The organism is Thermanaerothrix sp. (assembly GCA_026417795.1).
GTDB lineage: Bacteria > Synergistota > Synergistia > Synergistales > Synergistaceae > Thermanaerovibrio.
The window spans coordinates 1-20,712 of the sequence record JAOACP010000034.1 but is presented as its reverse complement, the minus strand read 5'-3'; the positions used below and the strand labels follow the sequence as shown (position 1 = coordinate 20,712).

Here is a 20,712-nt window from a genome sequence, read left to right as displayed (position 1 = left end):
CCGCTTCTGCCTTCACGATCTCCATCCGCGTTTTCATGGACAACCTCACCTCGTTTCCCCCCTTCGGGCTTCGCCCTGTAGGGGATCATATTTCGTTTGGATTCTTAGGTGAGGCAACGTTCCCTTTTCGCTTAGGTGAGGCAACGTTCCCTTTTCGTTTAGATTTTACGTGAGGCAATTCGATCCCTTGACTAGCCTGCCCTTGGCTAGTACAATACCTCTCGTCAGTGCCGGGGTGGTGGAACTGGTAGACACGCACGTTTGAGGGGCGTGTGGGGAAACCCGTACGAGTTCGAGTCTCGTCCCCGGCACCATTTTTTTGCCTCCGTTGGTACTTCACGTCCCGCTTCGGCGCCGTCCCATCCTGGACGGCGCCGAAGTTCTTCCCCCCCTTTAGGACCTTCCTTCTTTTCCCACGATAATGGCCGCGGTGGATGGTACAATCTAAAAGAATGCGCGTTTAGCCGTTTGGGATGTCTTGATTTAGATTTAATTCTATGGGGGTTGGATTTCAATGGCCGTACTCATAACCGGCGCGGCCGGTTACATAGGAAGCCACTGCTGCGTGGAGACCCTGGAGGCGGGGTATTCGGTGGTGGGGTTGGATAACTTCTCCAACAGCAAGCCGGAGGTGCTTAACCGCATCAAGGCCATAACTGGCAGGGATTTCCGGTTCTACCGGGGGGACATGAGGGACAAGGGGCTTCTTGACCTGATATTCTCCGAGAACCAGGTGGATACGGTGATCCACTTCGCGGGGCTTAAGGCGGTGGGGGAGTCGGTGGAGCGGCCTTTGGACTACTACGACAACAACGTATGCGGCACCGTGGCGCTGTGCGAGGCCATGCTGCGCCACGGGGTAAGGCGCATGGTCTTCAGCTCCTCCGCCACCGTTTACGGCGTGCCCGAGAGGTGCCCCATACCCGAGGACGCCCCATTGGGGGCCCAAAGCCCTTACGGCAGGACCAAGCTGATGATAGAGGAGATCCTAAAGGACCTATGCTCCGCGCCTGACGGCCTTGCCACCGCGGTGCTGCTCCGTTACTTCAACCCCATAGGGGCCCACCGGAGCGGCATGATAGGCGAGGACCCGGAGGGGATACCCAACAACCTTATGCCCTACATAACCCAGGTGGCCTGCGGAAGGCTTGAGGAGTTAAGGGTCTTCGGCGGCGACTACGACACCCCCGACGGCACCCCCGTGAGGGACTACATACACGTGGTGGACCTGGCAAAGGGGCACATAAAGGCCCTTGAGAAGGCCTCATCATCGGAGGGGGTGCTGGTCTACAACCTGGGCACCGGCAGGGGCTACAGCGTCCTCGAGGTGGTACGGGCCTTCGAGGCCGCCACGGGGGTGAGCATACCCCACAGGATAGTGGACCGCCGTCCGGGCGACGTGCCGGTGTGTTACGCCGATCCCTCCAAAGCCCTGCGGGAGCTCGGCTGGAAGGCGGAGATGGACATAAACGACATGTGTCGGGATTCCTGGAACTGGCAGAGCAGGAACCCCATGGGATACGCCGCAAAATGACCATTAAAGTTGCGAAAAGGCGCCGCTGGTCCCTTGTTACCCGCCATTTAAGCTGTCTTTTGAGCCCCTTGGGACCCGGACGTATCCCAGGGGAGCTGGGTAATTGTGGTTTTCCTGGAGACATGCACCATGGCCTACGGCGCTAACGCCAGCAAGGGCCGCAAAGGCAAGGAAGGACTTCGTTTCCTTCCCGCCACCCCCCAGGAGGTGGCGCGTCTTGGCTGGGACTCTCCGGACTTTCTTCTAATAACCGCAGATGCCTACGTGGACCATCCTTCCTTTGGGCATGCGGTGGTGGGCCGCTGGCTTGAGGCCCTGGGCTTTAAGGTGGCGGTGGCCCCCCAGCCCAGGTGGGACAGCCCGGAGGAGCTTTCCGCCTACGGAAGGCCTAAGCTTGCGGTGCTCATAAGCGGCGGCAACGTGGACTCCATGGTGGCCAACTACACCTCCGAGCGGCATCGGCGCTCGAAGGACCTTTACTCCCCTGACGGCGTTCCGGGGCTTCGGCCCGACAGGGCGGTCATCGTGTACTCCAACCTGGCAAGGCGGGCCTTTAAGGGGGTCCCGGTGATAATAGGGGGGATCGAGGCCAGCTTGAGGCGCCTTGCCCACTACGATTACTGGACCGACCAGGTGAGGCGCTCGGTCCTCATGGACTCCAAGGCGGACATATTGGTTTACGGCATGGGGGAGCGTCCGCTGAAGGAGCTGGCGGAGCGGCTCGCCGCCGGCCAGTCCCCGGGGGAGATGAGGGACGTCAAGGGCACCTGCGTGAGGATAAGGGAGGATCAGATACCCAAGGAGGGGCTTGTGATACCGTCCTTCGACGAGGTGAAATCCAGCCCTAAGTCCCACTGCGAGGCCTTCCGCCTTGCGTACCTCAACAACGACCCCTTCCGGGGCCGCCCATTGGTTCAGTGCCAGAACCCAGGCATACTGCTTCAGAACCCCCCTCCCATGCCGTTGTCCCAGGAGGAGCTGGACCGGGTTTACTCCCTTCCCTTTACGTACCTCCCCCATCCCAGGTATCACGGTTCCCGCATCCCCGCCCTGGAGGAGGTTCGGTTTAGCGTGACCGCCCACCGGGGCTGCATAGGGGACTGTTCCTTCTGCGCCATAGGCATGCACCAGGGCAAGGACCTGCAGGCCAGGAGCTTGATGTCCATGGTGGAGGAGGTGGAGCGGTTCCTGGAGTCGCCGGATTTTAAGGGCATAGTGAGCGACGTTGGAGGCCCCTCCGCCAACTTCCATCGGATGCCGTGCCCCAAGGCCGAAAGCCAAGGGGTCTGCCGGGACAGGTCCTGCCTTGGGGCCCGCCCCTGCCCGAACCTGCGGCCCCACCACGAGGACTACTTTGAGGCCTTGAGGGCCATAAGGTCCATGAAGGGGATAAAGAAGGTGTTCGTGCGCTCCGGGGTGCGGTACGACTACCTTCTGATGGATCGGCCGGAGTACCTGAGGGAGCTGTGCGAACATCACGTCAGCGGCCAGATGCGGATAGCCCCGGAGCACCTGTGCGATTCGGTGACGGCCCTCATGAACAAACCGGGCTTTGAGACGCTCCTTAGGTTCATGGAGGCCTTCGGAAGGGTTTCCGGCGGAAGGCTCTTCCTGGTGCACTACATAATGACATCCCACCCGGGCTGCACGCTGGAGGACGCGGTGGAGATGGCGGTGCGTTTCAAGAGGCTTGGCATAAGGCCCAGGGAGGTGCAGGACTTCACCCCCACGCCCATGACCCGGTCCACCTGCATGTACGCCACCGGCATGGACCCCATGACGGGCCGAAGGGTCCACGTCCCCAAGGGGCGTGAGCGGCGCCTCCAGCGGGCCCTGGCCCAGTACTGGAAGGAGGAGAACCGCTCGCTGGTGGAGGAGGCCTTGAGGGCGGTGGGAAGGGAGGATCTGGTGGGCTTTGGCCCCCGCTGCCTGATACCCCCGCAAGGCCCCATGAAGAAGCCCCTGGATTTCAAAGCCCAGGGAAAGGCCTGTGAGGAGATTCCACGGGATGTCGTCGGCCCCAAGGGGGCCGAAGGAAGGCGTGGCAAGAGGCCAAGGGGGAGAAGATACAGCCCCGAGTAAGGCCGTTGGTCTCCCCTTAGGCCCCTCCGCTCTTTCTACATGCCTCCGGGCAGGCTGTTCCTTGTGATCCGCAATATGCGCTCCATCCAGGCCTGGAACCTGACGGCCCTTAGGATGTTGAGCAGCGTGATGTTGGGATCCTCCATGCTGCTACAGGAGTCGTTCTTGAGGGCGTTGGAGTAGACCTGCAGTGGGTATCGCAGGATCCAGTCCTTGAGGACGGAGCTGCCCACCGGGTGGTACAGTATGGCCCCAAGCCCCCCCCCCTTCTGCACGTAAACGGTTGCCTGATAGGTCTGTTTGCCCAAAAGCCCCGGGGGGAACTCTATCCTCTCCCGGCGGCCGAAGCCCTCCTTCAGCAGGAGGTCGTGCCCGTCTATGGTCCTTTCGACCTCTATGAGGGTGAGGTCGTAGAAGTGCCTTATGAAGGCCACGATCCTCCTGCATAGGTCCGTGGCGTAAGGGGCCATCTCGGACCTGTCCAGGCTCCCCATCACCTGCACCTCCCCCCGCTGCCCCCATATCTTGTGGGCCAGGGACGTGTCCTCCTCGGGGTTCTGGGGCTCCACCATGCCCAACACCGCCGCGGCGGCGGAGGTCATGACCGGGGTGTACCACCTCTGGGGGTTTACCCGCATCAGCTTGGTTATGATCCCCCTCTTCTGAAGCCCCTGGACTCCCACCTCCTGGGATTCCATCTTGAGCCCCTCCTCCAGGTCCCCTTCGGCCCCGGAAAGGATGACCTCCCGCTCCTGGTCCTGAGCTGGGAAACAGGGTATGAGCCGTCCCATGGGGGCCCCGGGCATGACCCACCCAAGCCAAAGGGAGAACCTCTTCTCCTCCGGCAGCATGCTGAACTCGTTCTCCCTTATCACCATCTTCGGCTGGTGCAGTATGTCCGTGAGGGCCCTGAAGGTCTGCCATATCATGGGCTTCACCGCGGTGTGGGTCATACCATGGGTTATGAGCTGCGACAGGGCCTCGTCGAGCTGGGCCACGGTGTAGCTTGCGCTGCTCTTGGGCCCGGTCTTTATGTGGAGTTCCCGCCCCTCCTCCAGAAACCAGGAGGGGTTTACGGACTTCTTCTTGCCGGTGCCGTTGTTTATTATGTTCACCATCGGGGAGCCGTCTGTGAGGTGCATGGTGAGCGTCAAGTTCTCGTCAACCCTCAGGTTGGCTATCTCTTCCCTTATGGCCAATGGAAAGACCTCCCGCCTTGTTTAATGGAACTATTTTATGGCACCTGAAGGGGTTTGTCTAAAGCGTCTAAAGTGCTCGGTCCTCCTGTCTTTCTTGGGGCCCTTGAAGTCATTATAGTATCCTTTGAGGTGTGCGATGTTTGGAGTTTGGGAAAGGTGTCCTTCATGCCTTGGGGGTGGGACGGTTGAACTGCGGTGACCTGTTGGGACTCAAGGGGCTCTTGGAGCCCAGGGGTGTGGCGGTGGTTGGGGCCTCTTCGAACCTGGAGAGCATATCCGGCCGTCCGCTGAAGCTGCTTATGAGGTACCGGTACCAGGGGGGCGTGTACCCGGTGAACCCCAACCGGGACAGCATAGGGGGGTTGAGGTGCTATAAGGACCTCCTTGACGTGGAAGGACCGGTGGACGTGGCGCTGGTGGCGGTGAAGGCCAACCTGGTGCCCCAGGTGATCCGCCGGTGTTCTCAAAGGGGCATAGGCTTTGCGGTGATCTTCTCATCCGGCTTTGCCGAAGGCGGCGATCCCGCCCTTCAGGAAGAGGTGATGCGGGAGGCCCGGGATGGGGGGGTCAGGGTGTTGGGCCCCAACTGTCAGGGGCTGGTGAACCTGGCAAAGGGCATCCCCTTAAGCTTCTCCGCCTCCCTTGACACCGACAGGTTCACATCGGGCAGCCCCGGCGGCATAGCCTACGTCTCCCAGAGCGGGGCCTTCGGCTTTGCCTCCTTCGCCTGTGCCTCCGACGCGGGGGCCCGCTTCCGTTACGTGGTCACCACCGGCAACCAGGGGGATCTGGACACCGTGGAGGTGTCGAGGGCCCTCCTTGAGGACCCGGAGGTTCGTATGCTCATGATGTACCTTGAGGGAGTCAAGGACGGGGAGAAACTGGTGGAGCTGCTTAAGGCCGCCAGGGACAAGGGGGTGCCGGTTGGCATCCTCAAGGCCGGGCGAAGCCCCAGCGGGTGCGAGGCGGCCAAGAGCCATACCGCCTCCGTGGCGGGGGACCAGCGGGTGTGGCGGGCGGTGCTGGAGCAGCATGGTGCGGTCATGCTGGAGGACCTGGAGGACATAAGCTCCTTCGGCCTCATGTGCGGCGCGCTTAGGCCCGCGGGGGACCGGGTTGGGATAGTAACCACCTCCGGCGGGGCGGGGATAATGATGGCGGACCTCTGTTCCGAGCGGGGGCTTAAGGTGCCGAAGTTAAATCCCAATGCGGTGGATAGGATAAGCCGGGTGATACCTCCCTTCGGCTCGCCGCTGAACCCCGTGGACGTGACCGCCCAGGTCATAAACGACCCCGACGGCCTTAAGGACTGTCTTGAGGCCCTTAGGGACAGCGGGGACGTGGACATGATAAGCGTGGTCATCTCCATGATAACCGGTGAGGCGGGCTTAAAGACCGCCCGGCAGGTGGCGGAGTTCGCTAAGACCTGTCCCATGCCCCTTCTTTGTACGTGGCTCATAGACCAGGAGCACGGCGGTGAGTTCGTGGAGCTGCTAAAGGGGCAGAACGTGCCGGTTCTAAGGAGCCTTAGGCAGGCGGCGTGGACCCTCAGAGCCCTGTGGGGCGGGACCTCCTTCTCTGACGCCGATGGGGCCCCCTGTCTTTCCCCCCTCAAGGTGCCCGATGGCGTAAGGGGCGGCGTCTTAACGGAGCACGAGGCCAAGGGCATCCTTAAGGGTGCCGGCGTGCCGGTTACGAGGGAGGAGCTGGCGGCCAGCCTGGAGGAGGCCCTTTTGGCGGCGGATAGGATAGGCTACCCTGTGGCCCTCAAGGTGATGTCCCGGGAGATACCCCATAAGACCGACGCAGGGGTGGTGGCGTTGGGCCTTAAGGGCGGGGAGGAGCTTAAGGGGGCCTGGCAGGTCCTCATGGAACGGGCCCGGAATGTGCCTGGGGCCAGGATAGACGGGGTGCTGGTCCAGGAGATGGTGAAGGGCCTTGAGTGCATCGTGGGAGTAAAGCGGGATCCGGTGTTCGGCCCCGTGGTGGCCTTCGGCCTTGGAGGGGTTTTCGTGGAGGTCCTTGGGGACGTGGCCATAAGGAAGGCCCCGGTATCTTTGGACGAGGCCCTTGAGATGGTGGACTCCATAAAGGCCTCGCCGCTTTTCGGGAGGTTCAGGGGCCGGGGGGCTTTGGACAAGAGGGCCCTGGCGGAGGCCATATCCGTCATATCCAGGCTCGCCTTGGACCGCCGGGTGTTGGAGCTGGACGTTAACCCCCTCTTCGTGATGGAGGAGGGCAGGGGCGTCGTCTGCGCGGACGCCCTCATGAGCCTTGGGGAGTGATGGAACCATGGATTGGATATGGCCCTTTTTGGGGTACCTGGCGGGGTCCATGCCCACCGGGTACCTGGTGGTGAAGCTTTTAAGGGGTGACGACATAAGGCGCCACGGCTCCGGCAACATCGGAGCCACCAACGTGGGCCGGGTGATGGGGAAGAAGTGGGCCGTGGCGGTGGCGGTGACGGACATGCTGAAGGGGGGGGTGGTGGTGGCCCTGGCCATGGCGCTTGGGGTGAGGGACCATCTGATATTGGCGCTCACGGGCCTCTTCGGCGTACTGGGGCACAACTTCCCGGTGTGGCTTCGCTTTAAGGGTGGCAAGGGGGTGGCCACGTCCTTTGGGGTCATGTTCTTCTTCGACTGGTTCTCCCCGTGGCCGGCGCTCGTAGGAGGCATCGTGTGGTACCTGGTGATGCGGGCTTCTAGGTACGTGTCCTTGGCGTCGTTGGTGGCCCTGTACTCCTCCGCGCTTCTCATGTGGTTTTTCCGGGCCCCTGCTCCCTACTGCTGGGCGTCCCTCGCCCTGGCGGTGCTGTCCACCGTAAGACACCGGGAGAACATAAAGCGCCTCATGGCGGGCACCGAGAACCGGGTTGGGCAGCCGAAGGCGTAATCGGCCCCTTGGCTTGATTTATTTTGACCAAATGGATAAAATTACCCCGTGGAACAACATCTGCGGGGGGTTTGTGTGATGTCCAGTTTGACCAAGGCGATCGAGGAGTACATAACCAGGCTCTTCGAGGAGGCGGGATCACATCAGATCTCCCTCCGGAGGAAGGAGCTGGCGGAGAGGTTTGGCTGTGTGCCTAGCCAGATAAACTACGTTTTGAGGAGCCGTTTCGCCCCGGAGCACGGTTTTGTGGTGGAGAGCCAGCGGGGGGGGCACGGCTACATAAGGATAGTGCAGCTTAGGCTGAAGGACCCCAAGGAGCGGGTGGATCACATCGAGAAGCTGGTGGGCCGGGCCATAACCGAGCAGGAGAGCAAGAGGCTTTTGTCGAACCTGCAGAACCGGGGGCTCATAACCCCTAGGGAGCGGCTGATAATAGAGGTTGCCTTGAGGAACCAGGACGAGCAGTGCAGGAACCTCTTCGACGTGCCGGTCTTCCGGAGGGACACCATGAGGGCGGAGCTGCTCAAGAGGCTCATAACCAGCCTTGCCTTGATGTGATGTAGGGCGAAAGGGCGCGGTTTTAGCTCTTGGTGCGTTGAGAAGGGCTTGTTCATGAAGTGTGAGCGTTGCGGACGGGAAGCGAGCGTCAACATAAAGGCCTTGGCCAACGGCGTGCTCAGGGAGCATTGGCTGTGTGGGGAGTGTGCTGCCAAGGCGGGTTTTAGCGCCGGGACCTTTTCCATGTCCATCTCCCTGAAGGATCTTCTGCCCTCCATGGCCTCCGATGAGGGGGCCGACCTGGTGTGTCCCTCCTGCGGCCTTCGGTGGTCCCAGTTCAGGAAGACCGGGCTTTTGGGCTGTGGCGGCTGTTATGACGCCTTCAGGGGGCGGCTCATGCCCCTCATAGCCCGGTTTCAGGGCGGGCAGTTTCACCGGGGCAAGCGTCCCAGCGACCAGCAGTGGGAGCTTAAGAGGCTTCGGGAGGAGCTTAAGGCCGCCTTGGAGGAGGAGGCCTACGAGAGGGCGGCGGTGATAAGGGACCGCATAAGGGCCCTGGAAGGGGGTGTTCCCCCTGCTTGCCCGTGAGGTGGCGTCGCTGAATTTGGAGTGGCTTGATCCCAAGGGGGATCTGCAGGACATGGTTATGTCCAGCCGCATAAGGGTGGCCAGGAACCTCAAGGACCGGCCCTTCCCTCATTTCGCGTCCCCTGAGGACCTTGAGGCTGTAGGGGAGCGGGTGTTGGAGATACTCTCCGGCGTTGAGCACCTTAAGGACCGGAGGGTCTACCACATCGACTCCATGGATAGCCTGTCCCGGCAGGTGTTGGTGGAGAACCGCCAGATGAGCCGCGCCCTGGCCATGGGAGGTCCCGGCAGGAGCGTGCTGCTGGATCTTAAGGGGATCGTATCGGTGATGATAAACGAGGAGGACCACGTGAGGCTTCAGGTGCTCCTTGGGGGGCTCAACCTTCGGGAGGGCTGGTGCGTTGCCAAGTCCCTTCTTGACCGAATGGGGGAGGACAACTTCGCTTTCGACGGGGACCTGGGGTTTCTCTCCAGCTGTCCCACCAACGTGGGCACCGGCCTTAGGGCCTCCGTGATGGTGCACCTTCCCGCCCTTGCCCGTCTTGGGAGGATGGAGGCGGTGTCCGATGAGTGCCAGAAGCTTGGGCTGGTGGTCCGTGGGGCCTTCGGGGAGGGGACCCCTTCCCATGGGGCCATATTTCAGATATCCAATCAGGTGACCCTGGGGCCTTCGGAGGAGGAACTGGAGGAGAAGACCACCGGGGTGGTTAGGCGCCTTTGCGAGGAGGAGAAACGGGCCCGGGAGGTCCTTCGTGAGACGGCGGGGGAGAACCTGGAGGACGGGGTGTTTCGGGCCTTCGGGATACTTGCCAACGCAAGGCTTTTGTCCTTCGGGGAGGCCATGGAGCTGTTGTCCTCCGTGAGGCTTGGGGGCGCCATGGGGATGCTGCCCAAGATGGGCGGGGCCTTCTGGAACCGGCTGATGTTGGACGTTCAGCCCGCCAGGATCCAGGCCCTCGCGGAGGGGCCCCTGGACAGGCAGGGAAGGCGAAGGCTTAGGGCCCAGCTGGTGCGGGAAAGGCTTGCGGGGCTGGACTTGCGGCCCTCATGAATGGTGATTGGCCGCGGGCCGGCTAGGACGCCTCTTTCGCAGGGTATCCTTGCCGGCCCTTTTTTGACTTTTACCGTTAGGCGCTTTTTAAGTGTTTGATGTCTTGATAGCCCAGTTTGGGGCTTGATGGAAGGGGGTTCGTTTCATGTGGCAGTTCTTTACCGAGCGGGGCAAGAAGGTGGTGCAGCTGGCCCACCGGGAGGCTCTGAGGCTTGGACACGAGGTGATAGGCACCGAACACATCCTGCTTGGCCTTTTGGCGGAAGGGGAGGGAGTGGCCTCCCAGGTGCTGAGGGCGGCGGGGTTGGAGCTGGATGAGATAAGGGAGCAGGTGGAGCGGGTGGTGGGGGTAGGTGAGCCCAAGGATAAGCCCGTGGACCTACCCTTGAGCCCCAGGGCGAAGCGGGTGCTTGACCTTGCCATGCGGGAGGCCAGGAACATGGGGGTCAACTACGTGGGCACCGAACACATCCTGCTGGGCCTTCTGGCGGAGGGTGAGGGGGTGGCGTTCCAGATCCTCAACCGGATGGGGCTTGACCCGGTGAAGGTGAGGCAGGACGTGCAGGCGTACCTGTCGGGCACATCCTCGGACCTGCAGGACTCCCGCCGGGGCGGTGACGATCAGGACAGGAAGGGGGCCCCGTCCAAGACCCCAACCCTTGACCAGCTGGGGGTGGATCTGTCGGAGTTGGCTCGGAGCGGTGAGCTGGATCCGGTTATAGGCAGGGCGAAGGAGATCCAGCGTCTGGTGCAGGTGTTGTCCCGGAGGACGAAGAATAACCCGGTTCTTATAGGGGACCCGGGGGTTGGCAAGACCGCCATAGTGGAGGGCCTGGCCCAGCGGATAGTGTCCGGCGACATACCGGAGGTGCTGAAGGGCAAGCGGGTGGTGCAGCTCAACGTGGGCAACCTGGTGGCGGGGACCAAGTACCGGGGAGAGTTCGAGGAGAGGATGCGCAAGCTGGTCAAGGAGATAAAGGAGAGCAAGAACGTGATCCTCTTCGTGGATGAGATACACACCCTGGTGGGGGCCGGTGGGGCCGAGGGGGCGGTGGACGCGGCGAACATCTTGAAGCCCAGCCTTGCCAGGGGAGAGTTCCAGGTCATAGGGGCAACCACCATGGAGGAGTACAGGAAGTACATAGAGAAGGACGCCGCCCTGGAGAGGCGTTTCCAGCCCATACACGTGGACGAGCCCTCCGAGGAGGACACGGTGAGGATTTTGGAGGGGCTTAGGGACCGTTACGAGGCCCACCACCGGGTCAAGATATCCGACGAGGCCCTTTTCGCCGCCGCCAGGCTTTCCAAGCGTTACATAACCGAGCGCTACCTTCCGGACAAGGCCATAGACCTCATAGACGAGGCGGCCGCCAGGTCCAGGCTTAAGACCATGGAGGCTCCGGAGGAGCTGAAGGAGATGGAGAAGCGGCTGGAGGAGGTGCGGAAGGAGAAGGAGTCCGCGGTGATGTCCCAGGAGTTCGAGAAGGCCGCGGCGCTCAGGGACGAGGAGCGGCGCCTTTACGAGGAGATAGAGGAGGTAAGGCGCCGCTGGCAGGTGAGGCGCAACCAGGAGGAGCCGGTGGTGACCGGGGAGGACATAGCGGTCATAGTCTCCGAGTGGACCGGCGTGCCGGTGGTTCAGCTCACCGAGGAGGAGGCCAAGAGGCTTCTTAAGATGGAGGAGGAGATCCACCGCCGGCTGGTTGGACAGGAGGAGGCGGTGAGCGCCGTGGCCCGGGCCATAAGGAGGGCCCGGAGCGGCCTTAAGGACCCAAGGCGTCCGGTGGGGAGCTTCCTCTTCCTGGGCCCCACCGGGGTGGGGAAGACCGAGCTGGCGAGGCGTCTTGCGTGGTTCCTCTTCGGCAGCGAGGACGCCATGATACGGTTCGACATGAGCGAGTTCATGGAAAGGCACGAGGTGGCAAAGCTCATAGGTGCCCCTCCGGGCTACGTGGGCCACGAGGAGGGGGGCAAGCTCACCGAGGCGGTCCGCCGGCGCCCCTATTCGGTGGTGCTCTTCGACGAGATCGAGAAGGCCCATCCGGACGTGTTCAACCTGCTGCTTCAGCTTTTGGAGGACGGGCGCCTTACCGACGGCCAGGGGCACGTGGTGGACTTTAGGAACACGGTGGTTATAATGACCAGCAACGTGGGGGCTTCCGACGCCTCCAAGGGGCATCTGGGCTTTTCGTCCGGCGGCGATGACGAGGCCATGGCGGGATGGGACAGGACCCGGGGGGCCATAATGGATGCGGTGAAGCGCACCTTCCGGCCCGAGTTCCTGAACCGGGTCGACGAGATGGTGGTGTTCCGGCCCCTGAAGAGGGAGGAGCTGCTGGGCATAGCCCGGATGATGCTGGACGAGGTGGTGGCCCGCTGCGCCGAGAAGGGCATAGGGCTTTCGGTGCATTACCAGGTGGTTCAGAAGGTGTTGGAGGAGGGCTTTGACCCCAAGTTCGGTGCAAGGCCCTTGAGGCGCACCATACAGAAGCTGGTGGAGGACCCGCTGGCGGACATGATGCTGGAGGGCAAGGTTAAGGAAGGGGACGTGGTGGAGGCGGTGTTGGAGGATCAGAGGGTGGCCTTTGTCGCCGGCTGACCCTGATCCAATGAATGAAACGAAGGGAGGGTTTTGGGTGGGAGGAAGCCTGTTCTACATTCTTTTTTTTCTGTTCCTGATAGGCCCCACGCTTAGGCAGTGGCGGCTTAACCAGATGAGGCTTCAGGCCATGAGGAGCCTTGAGAGGCGACGCAACAGCCGGGTGATAACCCTCATCCACAGGCAGGAGACCATGGGTTTCTGGGGGATGTTCCAGCGGAACTTCATCAACATAGAGGACTCCGAGGAGGTGCTTCGGGTCATAAGGATGACCCCCGACGACACCCCCATAGACCTGGTGGTCCACACCCCCGGCGGTTTGTTGCTGGCGGCGGAGCAGATAGCCGAGGCCCTTCGGAAGCACCGGGCCAAGGTCACGGTCTTCGTGCCCCACTACGCCATGTCCGGCGGCACCCTTATAGCCCTGGCGGCGGATGAGATAGTGATGGACCGGCACGCGGTTTTGGGCCCCGTGGACCCTCAGCTTGGGCAGTGGCCCGCGGCTTCTATCCTAAAGGCGGTGGAGCAGAAGCCGGTGTCCGATGTGGACGACCAGACCTTGATAATGGCCGACGTGGCCAGGAAGGCCATGGTTCAGACCGAGGCTTTCGTGAGGCGCCTTTTGATCTCCAACGGCATGGAGGAGGGCAAGGCCTTGGAGCTTGCGAAGGCCCTCACCGACGGCCGCTGGACCCACGACTACCCCATAAGCATCGATGAGGCTAGGGAGTTGGGGCTCCCGGTGAGCGACGAGATGCCGGAGGAGGTATGCGCTCTCATGAGGCTGTACCCCCAGTCCGGGCAGGGACGTCCTTCGGTGCAGTACGTGCCCCTGCCAAACGAGGTGGGGCTGAACTCTTAAGATTAAGATAAGGTCCTTGAACCGATGCCACGGCTGCGTGACTTTTAACATTTGTATTTCCGTAACTTAGTGCTGAGGCGGCCTCTTTGGGGTTAACCCGAAGGGGCCGCCGCAATTGCATTGATGATTCGGATTATTCGTTCTGGACATGTGGGGTGGGTTGATTATAATTGTCAGAGGGACAGTGCAATTTAAAAGGGGGGTGTGAATAGGGAGCTTATGTGCGGGTAGGTGGTTTTTCTATACCAAGAAGGGGGAGATTGAGGCTATGACGGAAGAGAGGAAGTACCGAAAGCCCAGCCTGATGGAGGCTCTCCTGGTCCTCCTTTTCAGCGCCGCCTTCATAGGGGCGGGGGTTCTATATTGGGAGGTTTCTGTTCACATACCCATAGTGGTTGCCGCCACGGTGGCATCCCTTGTGGGGCGTTTCGTCATCGGCCGTCCCTGGCGGGATATCGAGGAAGGAATGGTAAACGGCATCATGGTGGGCATGCAGGCCATGCTCATACTCTACATAATAGGAATGCTGGTGGGCACCTGGATCCCCGGAGGGGTGGTGCCCAGCATGATTTATTACGGCCTGTCGCTTCTTAATCCTTCGGCGTTCCTTTTGACCGCCCTCATAATGTGCTCCATAGTTTCCTTCGCCACCGGCACATCTTGGGGTACCAGCGGCACCGTGGGCATAGCCCTCATGGGCATAGGGGCGGGGCTTGGGATACCGGCTCCCATAACCGCGGGCTTCATAATCTCCGGCGCCTACGTGGGGGACAAGATGTCTCCCCTGTCGGACACCACCAACCTGGCTCCGGCGGTTGCGGGCACCGACCTCTTCCAGCACATAAGGGCCATGATGTGGACCACCCTTCCCACCTACGCCATAGTCTGCGTGATCTCGGTGTTCCTTGGCATGAAGTACGCGGGCGGCAACCTGGACGCCGCCAAGATAAAGGCCATCCAGGCGATCCTCTCCGGTGAGTTCAACATAAGCGTCATGGGCCTCATACCCCCCATCCTGGTCATAGCCATGTGCGTGCTTAAGATCCCCGCCATACCGGGGCTCTTCGCCGGCGTGGTGGCCGGAGGGGTGCTTGCCATATTCAACGGCTACAGCATAGGGGACGTGTTGAACGTGACTCTGGACGGTTACTCCGCCCAGCTGTCCGCCAAGCTGGCGGAGGCCTCCGACATGGCGGCGGTGGCCAAGATCCTTCAGGAGGCGGGCATATCCGGCGTCGCCCCCGAGATGGCCAAGGAGGTTGGGGGCATGCTTAGCGACCTCCTTACAAGGGGCGGCATGTCCTCCATGTACAGCACCATAGCCCTCATAACCTGCGCCCTGTCCTTTGGCGGCATCATGGAGAGGTGCGGGTTCCTTGAGGTCATATTGGACCACGTCCTCAAGGTTGTGAGCTCCGTAGGCGGACTGGTGGCGTCGGTCATAACCGCCAGCTTCATCTCCAACCTGTTCCTTGGGGATCAGTACCTGTCCATAGCCATGCCGGGCCGTATATTCAAGAACGCCTTCGACTGGAAGGGGCTCCATCCCAGGATGCTCTCCAGGAGCCTTGAGGACTCCGGCACGTTGACGTCGGTCTTGATACCCTGGAACACCTGCGGGGCCTATAACTCCGGCGTCCTTGGCGTTAAGACCGTGGAGTACGCCCCTTACGCCATACTCAACTGGCTTAACCCCATAATGGCCATAACCATAACCTACCTCGGCATAGGCATAGCCTGGCGGGGCAAGGAAGGGGAGCCTGTCATAGCCAAGAGCAGGCCCGCGGATCTGGTGGAGGGGTAGGTTTGTCCCAGGTTCGCATAGACTCCGTGGGGGCCGGGGCCCTTCCTAAGTGGATGAGGCTGGCCGCCGCCGTGGTGGGGTTGTTCCTCTTGGGCGACGCCATGAGGTCCTTCTTCTTCGGCGCCGGCGGCCAGGTGAGCGCCAAGTTCATAATAGGCGCCGCGTGCCTTTACGCCTCCGGGGCGGACAAGAGGTTCTACGCCTCCGAAGAGGGCGTGGTGAAGGAGACCCGCACCTGGATGGGCTCAAGACGGGAGGTGCTCCCGTGGGAAGAGGTTAAGTTCGTGACCTTGGCGTTCAAGGGGGACAAGATGCTGGCCTTTTTCGAGCGGGACGCGTCGGGCTGGAAGGTGCTCTTCAAGCGTTCCGACCGGGAGGCCCTTAAGGAGCTGCTGGCCCGGAGGGCCCCCGGCGTGGAGGTGGACCTTGTTGGGGACGGTGCCTCCGGGGCCTGAGGCTCCCTTGGTCACGGGGTCGGGTTAAAAATTAAAGATCAAAGGACTTGTGGTCCCTGGGAGGGGGTTTTGATCCCCTCCCTTATTCGTGTTTTCAGCCCCGGCGGGGGATGTTTGGGGTGATAAAATGCCCCTGGAGGTGATAGTGGCTTGAAGGACAGGCTGGCTGCCATTGTGGACAAGCTCTGGGGGGACGTGTTGGGGGTAATTGACGACCTGTTCCTTTGGGTCCTGCTTTACTGGGCCCTTAAGAGGTTTATAAGGCACGGCATAAGGATAGCCAAGGCTAGGGCCCAGTCGGAGGGGGACCAGAAGAGGCTGGACACCCTTGAGAGGGTGGCCATGTCGACCCTTAGGACCGTGACGGTTATAGTACTGTTCCTTTCCGTGCTTGATGCGGTGGGGGTGAACGTGAAGGCCCTGCTGGCGGGGGTTGGAGTGGCGGGGTTGGGCATATCCCTGGCGGCCCAGAGCATGATAAAGGACTTCCTGTGCGGGGTGCTGATACTGTTGGAGAACCAGTTCAACGTGGGGGACGTGGTGACCATAGGGCAGTTCAGCGGGGTGGTGGAGACCTTTAAACTTAGGGTTACGCACCTCAGGAACCTTGATGGGGAGCTCATCGTGATCCCAAACAGCCAGATAACCACCGTGGTGAACCAGACCAAGGGTTGGTCGGTGGCCAAGGTGGAGGTGGGCATCCCCTACGAGTCCGACGCGGCGGGGGCCATGGCGGTGATGGAGGAGTGCGGCAGGGCCTTGATGGACGAGATGGGGGAGCTTGTGTTGGAGGCCCCTTCGGTGCAGGGCATAGTGGACTTTCGGGACAGCAGCGTCATACTTAGGGCCCTCATAAAGACCCCTCCCGGGAGGCACTGGGAGGTTGGAAGGCGCTACCGGATGCTCCTCAAGGATGCCTTCCAGGGGAGGGGCATGGGCTTCGCTTACCCGAGGCTGGACGTGGAGATAAAGGGGCCCTACTTGGGGAAGACCCCAAGCCCGTAGGGCAGGGGCCGCTCCCGGCGGTCCGATGGCTTATTTATCGTCACGGACCGCCATATCATCTGGGAGGACCCGCCGCCGTCCAGGTTGAGCGCCGCCGTCAGCCCCTCCTCTGCGGCCAGCCGGGCGGCCTCCTCCAGGGTGACCCCGTCGCTGTGGCCGTTTCGTCCGTCTATGACCATGAAGACCAGGCCCTTATCGTCCACCCCCACGAGGGTCCTTGGGTGCCTGCGATGGGTTATGGTCCTGGAGAGCCCCTCTTTGCGGCTTACGTAGGTCCGGTTCTCCACTATCATGGGCCCCCCTTGAAGCACCAGCCCGCAGGAGCTGAAGGCGGGGAAGGCGAAGTTCCTTATAAGCTCCACCGCCTCGCCGTTGGGTATCCGGGACAACAGCTCTCCGGCAGTGCCGGTGCCCGCCAGCACGAAGTCCGCTTCATCAATGGGGCACGCCTTCCCTTCCCTTATCCCAAGAAGGGTCGTTCCAGGGGGAAGGGAGATGGGCCGGTATATCCGGTGGTTGAAAAGGGACAGGTTGCCGTTCTTAGGCGGTATGTTGAAGTCCGTTATGGGCATCACCGTGCCCATTGCACTTACGCCGAAGTACGCGGTGCCGTCGCCGAAGAACACGGATCCATCGTCGGTGACGCCCACCGCCGAGCGCCCCGGGATGGGCCTTCCCATGGGTATCCCCTTGTGGACCAACGTGCCTAGGGGATAGGCGTTGTAGTAGTAGCCGCCGTTCACCATGGCCACCGCCCCTTGGGACTTGGAGTAGAGGAAGGACATGGTAGATCGTCCCATGCCGAAGGATCCCGCGAAGACCGGCTCCACCTTAAGCTTGGAGGGGTCTATCCGTAGGACCGCGTAGTACAGCCGGGAGGTTCCCCCCTGGGTCTCCTGGGTGCCAACGCAGGAGGCGTTCCACTGGGGGTTCTTCTCCGCCTCTTCAAGGGCCTGGGAGGGGGTTTCGAAGGGCCCCACCTGGATCGTGCCGTCCGGAAGCTGCGTCGCCGACTTGCCGGACCTTATGGCCCAAAGGGCCATCTCCTGGTACAGGTCCCCCCGGTCGGACTGCAGGAAGTATGGGCCCGTGACCTTAACCGATTTGCCCCGCTGAACCACCTTGAGGGAGGCCCCGTGGATCTCATCGGTTATCTCCACCCCGAAGGCGTATGACCCTTGGGGGGCCGTATCCTGGGATGTGGATATGGATGTATCCTGGGAAGCGGATTTTGGCGAGAGGTCTGGTGATACCACTGGGTTCAACCCCGCGGACTCCATGGCCTCCAAGAGGTCCGCCGCCGCCCCGAATCCGAGGCTCCTTAGGGTCTGGACCCTTTCGGATGGCCCTGATCCCTTCCCCGGGGCGGCCTCTTGGGCGGCAGATCCTGCTTGGCCTTCATCCAGGGCCCAGACAGTCCCTCCTGGAAGGCACATAAGGTTCAGCTGCAGGGCCAAAAGGGCCGCCATAATCCCAGTTAAGCCGGAACGTGACTTCATGAATTGCTCCTTTCCCCCGGATCGCTGCGGGGCATTTAAGGTTTTTACGGGAGATGATTTTATCATTTTTAACGTGTCCGCTGTGGGCGGTGCCTTGTGCCGGCGGTTTATGGCCTTATGGTGAGGTAAGATGCCCAGGAGAGGATGACGGAGGCCGCCAGCATGGCGGTCATGGGCTTCAGCGCCCTTTTGAAGTTGGCCAGGTGCACGTTCAGCCCAAGGCCCACCATGGCGGAGGCCAGGAGGAACGATGCTCCGGTGGAGATGACGGATAGGGCCCCCTTGGGTATTGGAAGGTAGGTGCCCATGAGGCTGGTCATGACGAACCCCCCAAGGAACCAGGGTAGCTGTGGGGTGCCTGGCGCTTCCGGGCTTTTAGGGCGTCGCTTGAGAAGGGATATGGCCAACACCAGGGGGACCATGAGGAACACCCGCCCTAGTTTTGCAAGAAGGGCTTCCGCCAGGGCTTCAGGTCCCGCGGGGGATGCCGCGGCGGCCACGTGGGCTATCTCGTGCAGGCTGATGCCGCTGAGGATGCCGTACTCCACTGGCGAAAGGGGAAGACGGCTTCGAAGGAAGGCGTAGGTCAGGGCGAAGAGGGTTCCCACCAGGGCCACGATCCCTACCCCTATGGCGGTCTCCTCCTCGTCGGCCTCCAGTGCCGGGGCCGCGGCGGCGATGGCTGCCGCACCGCACACGCCGGTGCCTATGCCAAGGAGCAAGGAGAGGCGTCTTTCCGCCCCTATGAGACGTGCTATGAGCATGGTGCCCCCTATGGCGATAAGTATGCTCTGGGCGTCGTATTGCAGCTGGGTTGCCCCCTTGTGGATGATGACCTGGACGTTCAGCTTGAAGCCGTAAAGCACGATGGCGAAGCGCAGTATCTTCTGCCCGGAGAACCGGATCCCCGCTTTAAGTCCCTCCGGGTAGCCCATGGTGTTGCGGTAGATAACCGCCAGCAGTATGGAGGTCAGCATGGCTCCCACGGTTTCCAGCGCCGGAAGGTGTGAAAGGGCGGTGCCCAAGGCAGCCAAGCCTAACGTGAATAGCACGCCTTTGGCCATGGGACCGAGCTTGTCTTCTTGGAACGCTAAGCATGGTTTCCATTTTCCCTCTGTCATCTGGTCTAACCCCCCGATGAATGCTTAAAAAATAAGTCCTATGCCCCTGTTTGTGTTTTTGGTTGGGGGCTTGTCCCGCCTTGCTTGCCCGCTGAAACCACGGGGTGCATTATAGTCCTTGAGGGGTTGCCGCGGCAAAATATCATTAAAATTCCGATAAATTACTCCGTTCCATGTACTGCTGGGCAAGTCCTTGGGCCTTTGGTTTTTATGGGTTCCCCGATGGATTCGATAGGTCCCGAAGGGGCTTTTGGTGTTGGACACTTTGGCCAATTTTTTATATATTACAGACGGACCTCTCTTCGGTCCTGTGAATCGGTCAATGGCGCCACAGTTAAAATATAAATTAAAGCTCCTTGCCCGGGCATGTTTTGAGGGCGGGGTGTGAAATCCGAAGGGGAGGTTGGCGTATGGAGTTATTCCTTGAGCAGCTTCTCAACGGTCTTGCGGTGGGGGCCATATACGCCCTTACAACCCTGGGGCTGGCGCTGGTCTACGGGATACTGAAGATCCTTCACGTGGCCCATGCGGGGGTCTACTCCGTGGGGGCCTACGTGGGGCTTTACGTTTACGGGGCCACCCACAGCTTGGGGCTCTCGGTCCTGGCGGCGGCGGCGGTGGCGGCGTGCCTTGGGGTGGCCATAGAGAAGCTGGTTTACTTCCCACTCCTTAAGTACCCTCCTTATGTGCCCTTGATAGGCAGCATAGCGGTTTTCATAGCCCTGGAGGAGCTGATCCGCCTTGCGGCGGGGCCGGACATTCACTCGTTCCCCGCGGAGCTTCCTTTCCCGTCCCTGAGGCTGGGGCACCTGGTGGTGTCCCCTCAGCTGATGGGGGTTTACGTGACCACCGCCGCGGTCCTGGCGGGGTTGTGGTTCATCACCTCAAAGACCGAGTTCGGCCTTGCCATGAGGGCCGCCTCCCAGGACATGGAGGTGGCGTCGTCCTTTGGGGTTAACAGCCCGCTGGTGGTGAGCATGTCCTTCGTGATAGGTTCCGCCACCGCGGCTCTGGCGGGGATCCTGGTTGGCATATACTACAACCAGGTTTATCCCACCATGGGGGCGGTTCCCGCGTACAAGACCTTGGCTTTGATCGTGGTGGGGGGCATGGGGTCGGTGCCTGGGGCGGTCTTAGCGTCCCTCCTCTTGGGCCTTGCGGAGACGCTGCTCATAGGATATGCCAACGTGCCCCTTCCCAGGGACGCCCTGGCCTTCATAGCCATGATAGCGGTGCTGCTGTTAAGGCCCCAGGGACTTTTAGGGCGCAGGGCCCGTTAGGGGGGTGTCATCGTGAGCGACTACGCCATAAGCGTGGCCACCATGATAGCAATACAGGCCATAGCGGCCCTGGGGCTAAACGTGATAGTGGGTTACGCGGGGCAGATATCCCTGGGACATGCGGCGTTCTTCGGCATCGGGGCCTACACCTGCGCCATGCTCACCACCAACGGCGTGTCCTTTTGGTTGGCCCTGCCGGCGGTGTTGTTGGCGGCGGGAGTCATAGGGGCGGTCCTTGGG

General features: G+C 61.5%; 17 protein-coding genes and 1 tRNA gene. 15 read left to right on the top strand and 3 right to left on the bottom strand.

Annotated features, from left to right (window positions below; translation table 11 throughout):
• Positions 1 to 229 precede the first annotated feature (229 nt).
• From N2315_07545 to N2315_07535, 3 genes are all read left to right on the top strand, one after another.
• A tRNA-Leu gene (locus N2315_07545) sits at positions 230 to 314 on the top strand.
• A gap of 200 nt (positions 315 to 514) precedes the next feature.
• Positions 515 to 1,534: a UDP-glucose 4-epimerase GalE gene (gene galE / locus N2315_07540; GenBank protein ID MCX7829040.1), complete on the top strand. Its 1,020-nt coding sequence runs from the start codon at positions 515 to 517 to the stop codon at positions 1,532 to 1,534.
• Positions 1,535 to 1,663: 129 nt separating this feature from the next.
• Entirely contained in the window at positions 1,664 to 3,616 is a 1,953-nt protein-coding gene (locus tag N2315_07535) for a YgiQ family radical SAM protein (GenBank protein MCX7829039.1), read from the top strand.
• A 35-nt stretch (positions 3,617 to 3,651) separates the two neighbouring features.
• On the opposite strand, the gene N2315_07530 is transcribed toward N2315_07535, so the two are convergent.
• Complete coding sequence (locus N2315_07530; protein MCX7829038.1) at positions 3,652 to 4,815, bottom strand: hypothetical protein; 1,164 nt, start codon at positions 4,813 to 4,815, stop codon at positions 3,652 to 3,654.
• Between the two features lie 185 nt (positions 4,816 to 5,000).
• Here N2315_07530 and N2315_07525 point away from each other — a divergent pair, with 185 nt between their 5' ends.
• From N2315_07525 to N2315_07480, 10 genes are all read left to right on the top strand, one after another.
• Positions 5,001 to 7,100: an acetate--CoA ligase family protein gene (locus N2315_07525; GenBank protein ID MCX7829037.1), complete on the top strand. Its 2,100-nt coding sequence runs from the start codon at positions 5,001 to 5,003 to the stop codon at positions 7,098 to 7,100.
• Positions 7,090 to 7,710 (top strand): glycerol-3-phosphate 1-O-acyltransferase PlsY, encoded by a 621-nt coding sequence (plsY, locus tag N2315_07520; GenBank protein MCX7829036.1) that lies wholly within the window; start codon positions 7,090 to 7,092, stop codon positions 7,708 to 7,710. The genes N2315_07525 and plsY overlap by 11 nt, the downstream gene beginning before the upstream one ends.
• Positions 7,711 to 7,788: 78 nt before the next feature.
• Entirely contained in the window at positions 7,789 to 8,268 is a 480-nt protein-coding gene (locus N2315_07515; protein MCX7829035.1) for a CtsR family transcriptional regulator, read from the top strand.
• Positions 8,269 to 8,322: 54 nt separating this feature from the next.
• Positions 8,323 to 8,796 carry a UvrB/UvrC motif-containing protein gene (locus tag N2315_07510; protein ID MCX7829034.1) on the top strand — a complete coding sequence of 158 codons (474 nt, stop codon included), beginning with the start codon at positions 8,323 to 8,325 and terminating at the stop codon, positions 8,794 to 8,796.
• Position 8,797: 1 nt separating this feature from the next.
• On the top strand, positions 8,798 to 9,847 hold the full coding sequence (locus tag N2315_07505; GenBank protein ID MCX7829033.1) for a hypothetical protein: 1,050 nt from the start codon (positions 8,798 to 8,800) through the stop codon (positions 9,845 to 9,847).
• 145 nt (positions 9,848 to 9,992) lie between these two features.
• Positions 9,993 to 12,446: an ATP-dependent Clp protease ATP-binding subunit gene (locus N2315_07500; GenBank protein MCX7829032.1), complete on the top strand. Its 2,454-nt coding sequence runs from the start codon at positions 9,993 to 9,995 to the stop codon at positions 12,444 to 12,446.
• A 37-nt stretch (positions 12,447 to 12,483) separates the two neighbouring features.
• Positions 12,484 to 13,308: an ATP-dependent Clp protease proteolytic subunit gene (locus N2315_07495; protein ID MCX7829031.1), complete on the top strand. Its 825-nt coding sequence runs from the start codon at positions 12,484 to 12,486 to the stop codon at positions 13,306 to 13,308.
• Positions 13,309 to 13,576: 268 nt separating this feature from the next.
• The gene (nhaC, locus tag N2315_07490) at positions 13,577 to 15,112 is read left to right on the top strand and encodes a Na+/H+ antiporter NhaC (protein ID MCX7829030.1); all 1,536 of its coding nucleotides are present in this window, start codon (positions 13,577 to 13,579) and stop codon (positions 15,110 to 15,112) included.
• Positions 15,113 to 15,114: 2 nt separating this feature from the next.
• Positions 15,115 to 15,567 (top strand): hypothetical protein, encoded by a 453-nt coding sequence (locus tag N2315_07485; GenBank protein ID MCX7829029.1) that lies wholly within the window; start codon positions 15,115 to 15,117, stop codon positions 15,565 to 15,567.
• Between the two features lie 150 nt (positions 15,568 to 15,717).
• Entirely contained in the window at positions 15,718 to 16,572 is an 855-nt protein-coding gene (locus N2315_07480; GenBank protein MCX7829028.1) for a mechanosensitive ion channel family protein, read from the top strand.
• Here the strand turns inward: N2315_07480 and N2315_07475 are convergent.
• The gene (locus tag N2315_07475; GenBank protein MCX7829027.1) at positions 16,545 to 18,071 is read right to left on the bottom strand and encodes a phosphodiester glycosidase family protein; all 1,527 of its coding nucleotides are present in this window, start codon (positions 18,069 to 18,071) and stop codon (positions 16,545 to 16,547) included. The two genes, N2315_07480 and N2315_07475, sit on opposite strands and share 28 nt — an antisense overlap.
• A 107-nt stretch (positions 18,072 to 18,178) precedes the next feature.
• A complete protein-coding gene (locus tag N2315_07470; protein ID MCX7829026.1) occupies positions 18,179 to 19,135 on the bottom strand; it encodes a putative sulfate exporter family transporter in 957 nt (318 codons plus the stop codon).
• Between the two features lie 467 nt (positions 19,136 to 19,602).
• Here N2315_07470 and N2315_07465 point away from each other — a divergent pair, with 467 nt between their 5' ends.
• The gene (locus N2315_07465) at positions 19,603 to 20,472 is read left to right on the top strand and encodes a branched-chain amino acid ABC transporter permease (protein ID MCX7829025.1); all 870 of its coding nucleotides are present in this window, start codon (positions 19,603 to 19,605) and stop codon (positions 20,470 to 20,472) included.
• Between the two features lie 12 nt (positions 20,473 to 20,484).
• A partial coding sequence (locus N2315_07460) for a hypothetical protein (protein MCX7829024.1) occupies positions 20,485 to 20,712 on the top strand: 228 nt, incomplete at its 3' end.